Below are 12,890 nucleotides of genomic sequence, written 5' to 3' on the forward strand. Positions count from 1 at the left end.
GACCGGATACCGCTCAGACCTGTGACACCGAGGCGGCCGCCGTCGACCCCCGGACCACGAGCCGCGTCGCGAGCTCCTCCCGGGGCGCTTCCCGCGGCACGCCGCCGCTGATCCGCAGCAGCATGCGCAGCGCCGCCCCGCCCATCTCGGCGATGGGCTGGTGCACCGTGGTCAGCGCGGGGCTGAGCCAGCGCGCCTCGGGCAGGTCGTCGAAGCCGACCACGCTGACGTCCTCCGGGATGCGCAGCCCGAGCGCGGCGGCGGCGTCGTACGCCCCGAGCGCGATGGTGTCCGAGCACGCGAAGAGCGCCGTCGGCGTCGTCCCACCGCGCAGGAGGTCGAGGGCCTGCTCCGTGGCGCGCTCGCGCCGCCAGTCGGTGTGCACCACGCGGTCGTCGGGCAGGTCGAGCCCTGCTTGCGTGACGGCGGAGCGGAACCCGTCGATGCGAGCCTGGCTGTAGAGGTGGGTGCGCTGCCCGGCCAGGATCCCGAGCTCGCGATGCCCCAGCGCCAGCAGGTGCTCGGCGGCGGCCCGCCCGCCGGCCCAGTTGGCCGCGCCCACGCTCGCGACGGACGACGGCGGTTGGCGCACGGGGTCCAGCAGCACGATCGGCACCCGCGCGGCGGCGAGGGTCGCGAGCTGCTCGGCGCTGGTGTCGACCAGGGCGAGCACGGCGCCGCGCGGACGGCGCGCGAGCAGGCGGGTGAGCCAGGCGTCGTCGGGCGGCCGGGCCACGGAGACGACGACGTCGAGGCCGGCCTCCTCAGCAGCCTGCTCCACACCGCTCAGCGCCCGGTTGGCCCACGTGCCCTCGACCCCGCTCAGCACGAGGTCCACGAGCGAGCTCTCGCCGCGCGGCACGGCGTCCCGGCCGGACCTGCCGCGGTACCCGAGCTCCGCGACGATGCGCATGACCCGGTCGCGGGTCCCGGCCGAGACGTCCGAGCGGCCGCTGAGCACCTTGGAGACGGTGGGCACCGTCGTCCCGGCCGCCTGCGCGACGTCCGCGAGCGTGGTCCGGCGAGGGTTCGGCATGCGGCGACCGTAGCGGCGGCATCAAAAGTTGCGCAACTTATTGGGGCTTGATCCGGCAAAAGTCCTCGTGTATCAAGGTCGCTGGCACTTTCATCGAGCCACGAGTTGCGCAACTTTTTGGAGCGGAGCACCTATGACGACAACGTCGAGCACGAAACGCGCACTGGTCGTGCGCGGAGGGTGGACCGGGCACCAGCCCGTCGAGACCACGGACTCGTTCCTCCCGTTCCTGGCCGAGCACGGCTACGAGGTCCGGGTCGAGGACTCGACGGCGGTGTACGCCGACGCCGACTACCTGGCCGGCGTCGACGTCATCGTGCAGACCGTGACCATGAGCACCATCGAGAACGCCGAGCTGAGCGGCCTGATCGCGGCGGTCGCGGCGGGTACAGGGCTGGCGGGGTGGCACGGCGGCATCGCCGACTCCTACCGGAACAGCTCCGACTACCTCCAGCTCATCGGCGGCCAGTTCGCCACCCACCCGCCCAAGGCGCCGCGCGCGGAGCTGGCGGGGGAGGCCGCCGACAACTTCCTGCGGCACACGATCGACATCGTGCCGGAGCGGGCCGACCACCCGATCGTCGCCGGGATCTCGGACTTCGAGCTGACGACCGAGCAGTACTGGGTGCTGTCCGACGAGTACAACGACGTGCTGGCGACCACGACGCTCGCCGCACGCGACTTCGACCCGTGGCACCGGCCCGTCACCTGCCCCGCGATCTGGACCCGCCAGTGGGGTGCGGGCCGCATCTTCGTCTCGACGCCGGGCCACGAGCTGTCCGTCGTCGACGACCCGAACGTCCGTACCGTCATCGAGAGGGGAATCCTGTGGGCCAGCCGCTGAAGGTCGGGATCGTCGGGGTCGGGGCGATCGCCGGCCAGTACCTGTCCACGTTCGAGCGGCTGGACGCCGTCCGCCTGGTCGCCGTCGCCGACCTCGACGCCGACCGCGCGAAGGCCGTCGCCGCCGAGCAGGGCGTGCGCGCCCTGACCGTCGCGGAGCTGACGACGGACCCCGAGGTGGACCTCGTCCTCAACCTCACGATCCCCGCCGCCCACGCCGAGATCGCCCTGCAGGCCATCGCCGGCGGCAAGCACGTGTACGGCGAGAAGCCGCTCGCGGTCACGCCGGCAGAGGCCCGCACGGTCCTCGACGCCGCGCGGGACGCCGGGGTGCGGGTGGGCTGCGCCCCGGACACCGTGCTCGGCACGGGCGTGCAGACGGCGCGCAAGGCCATCGATGACGGCGCGATCGGCCTCCCGGTCGCCGCGACCGCCACCATGACGACGCCGGGCCACGAGCGCTGGCACCCGAACCCCGACTTCTACTACCAGCCCGGCGGCGGCCCGCTGCTGGACATGGGCCCGTACTACGTGACCGCGCTGGTCACGCTGCTCGGCCCGGTCGAGTCGGTGGTCGGCGCGGCGAGCCACACGCGTGCCACGCGCACCATCGGGTCCGGCCCCCGGGCGGGGGAGACCGTTCCCGTGGACGTCGACACGCACGTGACCGGGGTGCTCCGGCACGTCTCGGGCGCGCTGTCGACCCTGGTGATGAGCTTTGACTCGGTCGCCACGCGCGCCTCGAACATCGAGGTCCACGGCCAGGCCGGCTCGCTCGTGGTCCCCGACCCCAACCAGTTCGACGGCGACGTCGAGCTGCACGAGCTCGGCGGCTCCTGGCAGACCCTGCCGCCGAGCGCCGGCTACCGGGACGCGGGGCGCGGCTACGGCGTCGCGGACCTCGCGACGACGCCGGACGGCGTGCCCGCGCGGGCCGACGGCGAGCTCGCGTACCACGTGCTGGAGATCATGACCGCGCTGCTCGCGGCCGCCGACCGCGGCACGAGTGTCGCCGTCGAGAGCCGGTGCGAGCGCCCGGCGGCGGTCCCGCTGTCGGACGCGCCGCGCTGACCAGGGCGCTGACTCGGCGCTGACCCGGGCCTCGCCTCGCCTCGCCTCGGCGAGGCCCGGGTCAGGGCGCCACGCTGCGCCGGAACGACTGCACCGCGAGGTCGGCCGCGACGTGCCGCGGCAGGTCCTGGTTGCTCACCTCGGCCGCGGTGTAGAGCAGCGCGTAGAACAGGTTGAGGGCCCAGGACGTCGGGATCCCTGCGCCGATCGCCCCCTCGGCGCGCGCCCGGTCCACGAGCGCGCGCATCTCCTCGTCGCCGTCGTCGGCGGACCAGTGGGGGTTGCCCTCGAACCTGTTCGGGTCCGCGAACAGGAAGATCACGCGGTCGCCCATCTCGACCCCCGCGCGCAGGAAGTGCTCGAGCACCTCGATCGCGGGAAGGGCCGCCTCCGCGGCGTCGTCGGACGTCTCCAGCCGGGCCAGGGAGTCGAGCAGCAGGGCGTCGATGAGCGCCTGCCGGTCGGTGAAGTAGCGGTGCAGCGTCGAGCGACTGACGTCGGCGCGCAGGGCGATGGCGCTGAGCGACGCCGAGAAGTCGTGCGCCCACACTGCCGCCGCCGCGTCCAGCACAGCGGACCTCGTGCGGGCGCGGGCGCCGCGCTCGTTCTGCTCGGTCGTCGTCACAGGCCGAGGGTAGGCCGTCACGCCTGGTGGCACAATCCAGTTGCGGAATGCGACAGGTGTGTCGCAGAATGGATCACGGCTGTAGAGCCGGTTCAGCACGAGCGAGCCACGAGCGGACGGAGCGGTGACGTGTCAGACGGAAGGCTGAAGGCCGGTGCGACGGGCGAGCGGAGCACTCGCGACAAGATCCGCGCCCTGTGGGCCTACGCCCGCCCGCACAAGGCGGTGCTCGTCGTGGCGCTGCTCCTCGGCGCGGTCGGCACCGCGACCGAGCTCGCGACACCGCTGGTGACCAAGGCGGTGCTCGACGGGCTGGAGACGTCCGCCTCCCTGGCCACCCCGATCACGATCCTCGCCGTGCTGCTCGTCGCCGGGACGGTCGTCGGCCTGGTCCAGGGCATCATGCTCGGCACCCTGGCCGAGCGGATCATCCTCGCGGCCCGCACCGGCCTGGTCCGCCACCTGCTGCACGCCCGCGTCCCCGAGGTGACCGCCCGCCAGCCCGGCGAGCTGGTCACCCGCGTCACCTCCGACACGCTGCTCATCCGCGAGGCGACGACGTCCAGCGTGGTCAACTTCGTCAACGGCGTGATCGGCCTCGTGGGCGCGATCGTCCTCATGGCCTACCTCGACGTCGTGCTGCTCGGCGTGACGGTCGCCGTCCTGATCCTGGCGGGCATCAGCGTGGTCGCGCTCATGCCGCGGCTGTCCCGCGCGCAGCAGGAGGCGCAGGAGCACGTGGGCGCGCTCGGCGGGCGCCTCGAAGGTGTCATCCGTGCGCTGCGGACCGTGAAGTCGGCCCGGGCGGAGTCGCGGGAGACCGGCCGCGTCTCCGCCCACGCCGAGGCCTCGGCGCGCAGCGGCATCCGCGCCGTGAAGCTCGAGAACGTGTCCTGGACGATCACGGGCGTCGCGGTCAACCTGGCGGTGATGCTGCTGCTCGGCGTCGGCGCATGGCGGGTCTCGACGGATGCCATCACGGTGAGCACGCTCGTGGCGTTCCTGCTGTACGTGTTCCAGCTCATGATGCCCGTCATGCTCCTGACGATGTCGCTGACGTCGCTGCAGTCCGGACTCGCGGCCGCCGCGCGGATCAGCGAGGTCGAGGAGATGGCGCTGGAGGCGGAGGACGACGCCGCGGCGGCCTCGGCGGCCGGCTGGGACGGTGCGGTGCAGGGCTCCGGCGCCATGGCGGGTGCGGACGCCGAGCCGCCCCTGGTGCGGCTGCGCGACGTCACCTACCGGTACCCGGCCACGAACGGGGTCGGTGCGGGCAGGATCGCTGCGGGGGCCGCCGGGACGGACGGTGCCGGGACGGACGGTGCCGGTACGGATGGCGCCGGCGCCGGCCGGCCGCCCGCGCTCGACGGCGTGAGCATCGACGTACCGCGGCGCGGGCACACGGCGATCGTCGGCCCCTCGGGGGCGGGCAAGACGACGATCATGTCGCTCCTGCTCCGGTTCCTGCACCCTGATGGCGGGCACGTCGAGCTCGACGGGCGCCCCTACGCGGGGCTGAGCACGGACCAGATCCGGTCCCGGATCGCCTACGTGGAGCAGGACACCCCGATCGTGCCGGGCACGCTGCGCGAGAACCTCGCCTACGCCGCCCCGGGTGCCACCGACGCGGAGATCTGGGCCGCGGTCGACGCCCTGCGGCTGACCGAACGGGTCGCGGTGCTGCCCGACGGGCTGGACACGGAGGTGAGCGCGTCGCAGCTCTCGGGCGGCGAGCGGCAGCGGGTCGCGGTGGCGCGGGCGCTGGTGGCCCGGCCGGAGATCCTGCTGCTCGACGAGGCCACGGCGCAGCTCGACGGCCTCACCGAGGCCGCGCTGGCCGAGGCGATCCGGGACGTCGCGAGTACCGGCGTGGTGGTGACGATCGCCCACCGGATCTCGACCGTCATGGACGCCGATCAGATCGTGCTGCTGGAGCGCGGGCGCGTCCGGGCGACCGGTCGCCACACCGAGCTCCTCGCGAGGGACGAGCTCTACCGCGAGCTCGTTGCGGCCCTTCGGCTGGACGCGAGCGTCGCGGTGTCGGGCGACGCGGTGTCGGGCAACGGGGTTCTGGGCGAGGCGGCTCCGGGCGGGCCGGCTCCCGGCGAGGCGGTGCCCACGCCGGCCGGGGCCTGACCGGTGGACCGGGGCCTGCCTGGTGGACCAGGGCGTGACTTGCCTGCCGGGGCGTGACTGGCTGTACTAGCCGTCGCCCGCCCCGGTGCTCTCCCGCTCGACCAGCCGGTGTGGTGCGATGACGCGCACCGCATCGCGCTCGTCGCCGCCGATCCGTCGCACCAGCGCGTCCATGGCGGCCTGCGCGATGGCCCCCTTGTCGGGCGAGACGGTCGTGAGGCTGGGCGTGCCGTACCGGCCGTCCTCGATGTCGTCGAAGCCGACCACGGCGACCTGCTCGGGCACGGCGACCCCCGCCTCGTGCAGCGCCCGCAGCGCACCGAGGGCGAGCAGGTCGGAGAAGCAGAACAGGGCGTCGGGCAGGGTGCGCCCGCGCAGCAGTGCACGGGTGGCGTCGGCCCCGCCGCGCCGGGTGAACCCGTCGACGTAGGCGACGTCGGCGAAGGCGTGCGGTGCCGCGCCCATCGCGGCCTCGAAGCCGGCCAGCCGGAGGGAGCTGGAGGACCCCTCGGCCCGCTGCGCGCCGACCGCCACGACCCGTTGCCGTCCCGTGGCCAGCAGGTGCTCGACTGCGTCGCGCGCGGCCACGAAGTTGTCGATGTGCACGTGGTCGAAGCCCGGGTGCGGCTCCTCGCCCAGCAGCACCACGGGCCGCTGCGTGCGCGACGACTTGCTCAGGTCGTCGTCGGTGAGGCCGAGCGGGCTCACGATCAGGCCGTCGAACACGGCCTTGGTGTCGGCGCGGGCGAGCAGCTCGCGCTCGCGGTCCCGGTCGCCGTCGGTCTGCTCGATCATGACCGTGTACCCGTGGTGCCGGGCGGCCTCGATGAGCTTGCGGGCGAGCTCCGCGAAGTAGGGGTTGTCGAGGTCGGGCACCACGAGCGCGGCCATGCCGGTGCGGCCCGACCGCAGCATCCGGCCGATCTCGCTCGGTCGGTAGTCGAGCTCCTCGATGGCGGCGAGCACGCGCTCGCGGGTGGCCGCGGCGACGTTGACGGTGCCGCTCACCACGTTGGACACGGTGCGCGGCGAGACGCCCGCGAGGCGGGCGACGTCCTCGCGTCGACCCACGGTGGCCTCCTTGCGTCCGCGTCGAACCGCTGTGCCGCGTCCACCGACCGTGTTCGGCCTGCTCAACGGCAGCGTCCTTGCCTCGCGGCAAGCCTACTGGATAGTGTGCGGCGATCGACTTGCATCGTGGCAAGGCACCGCGGGAGGAAGACATGGCAGCGGACACCGAGCAGGGCACGGCAGCGCCGTCGGCCCCGCCGCACATCGTCCTGATCATGACCGACCAGCACCGGGCCGACCTGTCGGCCCGCTCCGGGTTCCCGGTGGACACCACGCCGTTCCTTGACGAGCTCGCGCGCCGGGGCACCGACTTCCAGCGCGGCTACACCAGCTCGCCCCTGTGCGTGCCGGCCCGCGTGAGCCTCCTGACCGGGCGCTACCCGTCCGCGCACGGCGTGACCCAGAACAGCACCCCCGGCTCCGCGCGCTACGACCGCGACCTGCTGGACGTGCTCGGGGAGGCGGGCTACCACCGCATCTTCGCGGGCAAGCCCCACATGCACCGCGGCCCCGACGACTTCGACGCCTACAGCGGGCCCTACTGGCACACCGGCGGGCCGCAGCACACGCCCGGGCACGAGGCATTCGACCGCTGGCTCGACGAGCTCGACCACGGCGTCGCCCACGAGCCGACGCCGTTCCCGCTGGAGGACTCCCTCCCGTACCGCATCGTGTCGGACGCGATCGAGGCCGTCACCGAGGCGGCCTCCATGCCGACCGATGGCCACGTCGACAACCCCGCCGGCACGCCGAGCGGCAGCCCGGCCGGCCACCCGGCCGGCAGCTCCACCACCAGGGCCGCCGCCGACCGGCCCACCTTCCTGTGGGTCTCGTTCCCCGAGCCGCACAACCCGTACCAGGTGCCCGAGCCGTACTTCAGCAGGTGGGACACCGACGAGATCCCCGACCGCCTGCACGGCCCGGACGTCGCCGCCGCCAAGGGCGGGCACTGGGCCTGGCTCCGGGAGCTCACCGAGGCCAAGCGCCCCGGGTACGACGACGAGCGCGCCCGCTACCGCGCCAACTACTGCGGCCAGCTCCGCCTCCTGGACGACCAGGTGCGCCGCCTCATGGAGCACGTCTGGGCCACGCTCGGCGACGACGTGCTCGTGGTCATGGTCAGCGACCACGGCGACTACGTGGCCGAGTACGGGCTGCAGCGCAAGGGCGCCGGCATGCCCGAGGTGCTCATGCGCATCCCGTTCTTCCTCAGCGGCGGCCCGGTCGTCGCGCGCACCCGGCCCGAGCTCGTCTCGATCGTGGACCTCCTGCCGACGCTCGCCGAGCTGGTCGGCGCCCCGATTCCCGATGGCGTCACCGGCCGCAGCCTCGCCCCGCTCCTGCTCGACGGCGAGCGCACGTCCCGCGAGTTCGACGACGTCTACGCCGAACGCGGCTTCGGCGGGCTCACCTACGGCGCCCACGACCGTCCGCCGCTGCACTTCCCGTATGCGGGCCGCACGTTCGACGAGCTCAACACCGTCACCCAGAGCGGGCGCTCGCGGATGCTGCGGCGGGGTGACCTCAAGCTCGTGGTGCACAGCGACGGCAGCGGCGAGCTCTACGACCTGGCTGCCGACCCGACCGAGGTGCACGACCTCTTCGACGACCCGGACCACGCCGTCGACCGCGCCGACCTGCTCTGGCGCCTGACCCAGTGGATGCTCCGCGCGCAGGACGAGCTGCCCACCGGCGCGTACACGGCCAGGCGCGCGCCCCATAACTGGGTCTTCGACGCCGACGCCGACGACGGAACGGCCCGGACCCACCAGAGGTGAGCCCGGGCCGCGACCCGCAGCACTGACCGCCGAGCGGACAGCCGCCCGTCAGCCGGTCGCCAGCCGCCCGCCGGCCAGCATCAGCCGCCCGACCAGCGAACCAGGATCAGAACCCGGAGTTGCCCCCGAGCCGGTTGAGCACGAAGCCCATGTCGTTCAGCAGCCCCGCCGTCCCGGACCCGGACACGGTCGTGTTCGCGAACGTCGCGCTGCCCGCGGCGTGCAGCTCGATGCCGTAGGTGCCCGAGCCGGTGATCGCGACGCGGTCGAGGCTCACCTGCTGGATCGACTTCTGCCACGACATCAGCACGCCCGCATAGGTGCTGTCCTGGATGGTCATGTCGCGGATCACGATGGGCGCGTCGATGGCGTGCACGTCGGCGTAGACCCACAGCGCGCCGAGCTCGGCCGGCCAGTTGGGCTCCCGGCTGCCGGTCCTGGTCAGCGTGTTGCGCGCCACCGTCGTCGTGCCCGTGAACGGGACGCCGAACCGGGTGCTGATCGCGATGCCCGCGGCCGCGTTGACGGTGTCGGCCACGAGGTTGTCCTCGACCCGGTTGCCGCCCCCGCCGCCGTACACGGCCAGGCCGTTGGCCAGTGCCGGGGCCTGCACGGTGTTGAACGAGAAGACGCTGCCGCTCACGGCCGCGCCGTCCGACCACATGGCCAGCGAGTCGTCGCCCGTGTTGCGGAAGGTCGACTGGGTGACCTGCGTGTTGGTCACGCCCGAGCGCAGGTTCACGCCGTCGGCGTACGTGTCGCGCACCCGCAGCCCGACCGCGAGCACGTCGCGCGAGCCCGGCCGCACCCACAGCCCCACCTTGGTGTGCTGCACCCAGATGTTCTGCAGCAGGGTCTCGCTCGTGAAGTCGCCCTCGATCGCGGCCTGGCCCTCGGCGTCCTCGCGCACGGTGGCGGAGCCGAAGATCGCGACGTCGGCGATGGTCACGCCGCCCCCGGTCGCGTAGAAGCCGCCCGCATGGCCGGTGCCCACGATCACGGAGTGCCAGGGGCCCGCGCCGAGCACGGACACGCCCGAGACCCGGATCGCGTCGTTCACGTGGAAGGTGCCGGCCGGGATCCAGACGGGCACGCCCGCGGCCTTCGCCGCGGCGACGGCCGCAGTGATCGCCGCCGTGTCGTCCCCGCCGCCCGACGTCGCGCCGTGCGCCGTGATCGACACGGCGCCCGACGGCGCGGTCAGTGCCGGGGCCACCCGCTCCGCCTCGACCAGGTCGACGTCGATCTGCGCAACGGCGCTGGAGTCCTTCTGCAGCCGGAGCACCGTGCCGGCCGGCTGCTCGGGGATCTCGAACCGGAGCTCGTCGTAGAACCGGTGGGCGCCGCCCAGCGACGGGTCGTTGTGGAACGGGTAGTCGCCGTACTGCCAGGAGTGCGCCGAGGTCAGCGTGACGTCCTTGAGCTTGGTCCCGTTCGCGTACACCGCCAGCGGCGACGTCTGCCCGGTCCCGGCGGCGTTGTCCGGGATCGAGTACCGCACCACCAGCCCGCTCGCCGGGGCGGTGAGGTTCACGTCCACCTTCTCGCCGACGGCGTCCAGCCGCACGGCGCTGCGGCCGCTCGACTCCGCCTGCACCGTGCCGTACGTGCGCGACGGCGTCAGCTTGGTCCCCGTGGTGGAACCGGCCTCGGCCTCGTACTGCGTGTACGACGTCGACGCGCCGCGCGCGGCCAGATCCGTCTCACCCGAGACGGCGAGGCTGTCGACCAGCACGTCGGCCCCCGAGCCCGCCGCCCGCAGGCCCACCGTGTTGACGCCCGCCCGGACCGGCACGCTCGCCGTGATCGTGCGCCAGCCGCTGCCCGCGGCGAAGCTCACCTGGCCCGTGACCCGGCCGTTGACCAGCAGGTCGAGCGTGCGCGCACCCGCGGGCGTCGCGAACCGGATCGTCGCCGTCGCCGTGCCCGCCGAACCCGCCTGGACCGTGCGCAGCACGCGTGCGCCTGCCGTCGTGAAGCCGCCCACGTAGCCCGCGCCCGTGAAGCCGCCGGTGGCGGTCGCCACGGCCGCGTTCCCGGAGCGGTAGGCGTTCTCGGCCTCGCCCGGGCCCGCGGGCTGCGGCGGCACGTTCGCGGCGACGTCGAGCTTGTCGATGTTCGCGTTGCCGTTGTCGCCCGAGGCGTAGGCCAACCGGAGGTCGTGGTTGCCCGCGCTCAGCGTCGCGGTGTGCGTGACGGTGCCCCAGGTGTCCCAGCTCGCGGTCGCGGGCAGGGAGAGCTGCGTCAGCCTTGTCGCGCCGTCGTACAGCGAGAGCGTGCGCGCCGAGCCGGTGCCGTTGGCGTACCGGAGTGTCAGGTCCTTCGCTCCCGCCGCGGCCACCTGCACCTTGAACGTGACCGACGCCGAGCCGGCGTTCCCGTCGGTGAACCCGCCCACGAACCCGCTGCCGGAGAAGCCGGTGTGGTCCGTGGCGGTCACGGCGCCGCCCGCGAGCGTCGCGGCCTCCGCCTCGAACGTCGGGCCGGGGCCGTGGTCGGCGCCGGTGGAGCCGCCCGAGTCGCTGACGTCGAGGGCGTCGAGGTTCACGTTGCCGGAGTCGGCGCTGCCGAACCGGTAGGCGACCGAGTGGCTGCCCGCGGTCAGCGTGACGGCCGTGCTCTGCGTGGCCCAGGTGGTCCAGCCCGCCGTCGCCGGGAGCGTGACCTGCTGGGCGGCGCCGTCGACCAGGAGCGTGAGGGTCTTGGCCGAACCCGTGCCGTTGGCGTAGCGCAGAGCCAGTGTGTGCGAGCCGGACGCCGCCGCGGTGACCGCGAACGTGCTGGTCGCGGAACCCTTGTTGCCGTCGGTGAAGCCGCCCACGAAGCCGGAGCCGGTGTACCCGGCGTGCTCGGTCGCGACGATGGCGCCGCCGGTCAGGGCGGCCTGCTCGGCCTGGTAGCGGGTGGTCGCGGCGCCCGCCGGGGCCGCGGTCGCGGCCACGAGGGCGGAGCCGGCGACCGCGAGGGCCGCCAGCAGGGCCAGGCGTCTGCGCCAGGCGGGGGACGTGCGGGTGTCAGTTCTGCGCGGCATGAGATCTCCTTCGACCGGGATGCGCACGTGCTGTGTCGTCGATGAACGACGAGGTTTAGCGGTAAACTTCGCTGGAACGGTACGGGCACGCCGACCGTCCGGTCAAGGGCCACCTAAGATGCGGCTGGAGCCGGAAGCCGACGGGGGAGGTGCGCGTGACCACGCGACTGAGCGACATCGCGCACGAGGCCGGCGTCAGCGTCATGACCGTCTCGAACGTGATGAACGGCAAGCGCGCCCGCGTCTCGCCCGCCACCATCGAGCGGGTCCTCGGCATCGCCGCCCGGCTCGGCTACGTCCCCAACATCCCGGCCCGCAGCCTCGCGGCGAACAGCTCGCACATCGTGGCGGCGCTCGTCCCGGTGGGGGAGAACAACAGCCTGCTGGTCAGCCCGCACACCGTCGCCGTCGTCGGCGGCATGGAGACCCACCTGCGCCACCGCGGCTACCACGTGCTGCTGCGCGGCATCGAGCACGAGGACCAGGTGGCGCAGACCGTGCGCGGCTGGTCGCTCGACGGCGTGGTGCTGGTCGAGTTCACCGACGAGCAGATCGACCGGCTCCGGGTCGACGCCGTGCCCGTCGTCGCCATCGACAGCTACTCCGCGAACCCGCGCACCATCGGAGTGCGCAGCGACGACCACGCGGGCGGCCGCCTCGCCGGCGCGCGCCTGGCCGACGCCGGACACCGGCACGTGCTGTTCGCCGGGCCGCCCTACCAGGGCCTCGGCGTGGTGGGCCAGCGGTGGGCGGGCTTCCGCGAGGCGTGTCTGGCGGCGGGGCTCGACCCGCGGGCGATCGAGGCGGAGGAGGTGCTGACCTCGTTCGAGGACGGCCGCCGCCTCGGCCTCCGGCTGCGCCGCGACCACCCGGACGTGACGGGCGTGTTCGCCACGGCCGACCACCTCGCGGTCGGGATCATGGCGGGCATCGTCGAGGCGGGCGGCTCGGTGCCCGGCGACGTGTCCGTGATCGGGTTCGACGACCTCGACTTCGCGCGGTACACGACCCCGGGCCTGACGACGGTCGCGCAGGACATGGCGGCCAAGGTCGCCGAGGCGTCGCGCATCATCCTGGAGGAGATCGAGCCGGCAGAGATCGAGCCGGCAGAGATCGAGCCGGCAGAGATCGAGTCGGCGGAGATCGATCCCGCGGGGGCCGCGCCCGGGTCCGCGCAGAGCAAGCGCCCCCGCGAGCCCGTCTCGCTCGACGTCCACCTGGTCGAGCGCGGTTCGGTCGGGCCTCCCCGCGGGTGACGCCGCCGTCGTCCGACGACGCCCCGCGGGGAGACCCGGCCGG

At 73.7% G+C, this 12,890-nt stretch carries 9 protein-coding genes; 5 read left to right on the top strand and 4 right to left on the bottom strand.

Annotated features, from left to right (window positions below; all coding sequences use genetic code 11):
- Window positions 1-13: 13 nt before the first annotated feature.
- Entirely contained in the window at window positions 14-1,036 is a 1,023-nt protein-coding gene (locus ACFV9Q_RS03620; RefSeq protein WP_377233193.1) for a LacI family DNA-binding transcriptional regulator, read from the bottom strand.
- Window positions 1,037-1,169: 133 nt separating this feature from the next.
- On the opposite strand from ACFV9Q_RS03620, the gene ACFV9Q_RS03625 reads away from it, so the two are divergent.
- Both ACFV9Q_RS03625 and ACFV9Q_RS03630 read left to right on the top strand, forming a co-directional pair.
- Window positions 1,170-1,880 (top strand): ThuA domain-containing protein, encoded by a 711-nt coding sequence (locus ACFV9Q_RS03625; protein ID WP_377233194.1) that lies wholly within the window; start codon window positions 1,170-1,172, stop codon window positions 1,878-1,880.
- The gene (locus ACFV9Q_RS03630; RefSeq protein WP_377233195.1) at window positions 1,865-2,950 is read left to right on the top strand and encodes a Gfo/Idh/MocA family protein; all 1,086 of its coding nucleotides are present in this window, start codon (window positions 1,865-1,867) and stop codon (window positions 2,948-2,950) included. Before ACFV9Q_RS03625 ends, ACFV9Q_RS03630 begins: the two co-directional genes overlap by 16 nt.
- A gap of 61 nt (window positions 2,951-3,011) precedes the next feature.
- Here the strand turns inward: ACFV9Q_RS03630 and ACFV9Q_RS03635 are convergent, their stop codons facing one another.
- Entirely contained in the window at window positions 3,012-3,575 is a 564-nt protein-coding gene (locus ACFV9Q_RS03635) for a TetR/AcrR family transcriptional regulator (RefSeq protein ID WP_377233196.1), read from the bottom strand.
- Window positions 3,576-3,704: 129 nt separating this feature from the next.
- Here ACFV9Q_RS03635 and ACFV9Q_RS03640 point away from each other — a divergent pair, with 129 nt between their 5' ends.
- Window positions 3,705-5,711 carry an ABC transporter ATP-binding protein gene (locus ACFV9Q_RS03640; protein ID WP_377233197.1) on the top strand — a complete coding sequence of 669 codons (2,007 nt, stop codon included), beginning with the start codon at window positions 3,705-3,707 and terminating at the stop codon, window positions 5,709-5,711.
- A gap of 66 nt (window positions 5,712-5,777) precedes the next feature.
- Here ACFV9Q_RS03640 and ACFV9Q_RS03645 read toward each other — a convergent pair whose 3' ends face one another.
- The gene (locus ACFV9Q_RS03645) at window positions 5,778-6,782 is read right to left on the bottom strand and encodes a LacI family DNA-binding transcriptional regulator (protein WP_377233198.1); all 1,005 of its coding nucleotides are present in this window, start codon (window positions 6,780-6,782) and stop codon (window positions 5,778-5,780) included.
- 152 nt (window positions 6,783-6,934) lie between these two features.
- Between ACFV9Q_RS03645 and ACFV9Q_RS03650 the strand changes: the two genes are divergently transcribed.
- Window positions 6,935-8,560 (top strand): sulfatase-like hydrolase/transferase, encoded by a 1,626-nt coding sequence (locus tag ACFV9Q_RS03650; RefSeq protein WP_377233199.1) that lies wholly within the window; start codon window positions 6,935-6,937, stop codon window positions 8,558-8,560.
- A 106-nt stretch (window positions 8,561-8,666) separates the two neighbouring features.
- Here ACFV9Q_RS03650 and ACFV9Q_RS03655 read toward each other — a convergent pair whose 3' ends face one another.
- A complete protein-coding gene (locus ACFV9Q_RS03655; RefSeq protein WP_377233200.1) occupies window positions 8,667-11,591 on the bottom strand; it encodes a CBM35 domain-containing protein in 2,925 nt (974 codons plus the stop codon).
- A gap of 155 nt (window positions 11,592-11,746) precedes the next feature.
- Here ACFV9Q_RS03655 and ACFV9Q_RS03660 point away from each other — a divergent pair, with 155 nt between their 5' ends.
- Complete coding sequence (locus ACFV9Q_RS03660) at window positions 11,747-12,847, top strand: LacI family DNA-binding transcriptional regulator (RefSeq protein ID WP_377233201.1); 1,101 nt, start codon at window positions 11,747-11,749, stop codon at window positions 12,845-12,847.
- The last annotated feature ends 43 nt before the right edge of the window (window positions 12,848-12,890 follow it).

This window comes from Promicromonospora sp. NPDC059942 (assembly GCF_042731755.1).
Classification (GTDB): domain Bacteria; phylum Actinomycetota; class Actinomycetes; order Actinomycetales; family Cellulomonadaceae; genus Promicromonospora.

Excerpts from the sequence above, each read along its gene's own strand:
- ACFV9Q_RS03620 (WP_377233193.1), bottom strand. The coding sequence starts at position 1,036 with ATGCCGAACCCTCGCCGGACCACGCTCGCGGACGTCGCGCAGGCGGCC.
- ACFV9Q_RS03625 (WP_377233194.1), top strand. The coding sequence starts at position 1,170 with ATGACGACAACGTCGAGCACGAAACGCGCACTGGTCGTGCGCGGAGGG.
- ACFV9Q_RS03650 (WP_377233199.1), top strand. The coding sequence starts at position 6,935 with ATGGCAGCGGACACCGAGCAGGGCACGGCAGCGCCGTCGGCCCCGCCG.
- ACFV9Q_RS03655 (WP_377233200.1), bottom strand. The coding sequence starts at position 11,591 with ATGCCGCGCAGAACTGACACCCGCACGTCCCCCGCCTGGCGCAGACGC.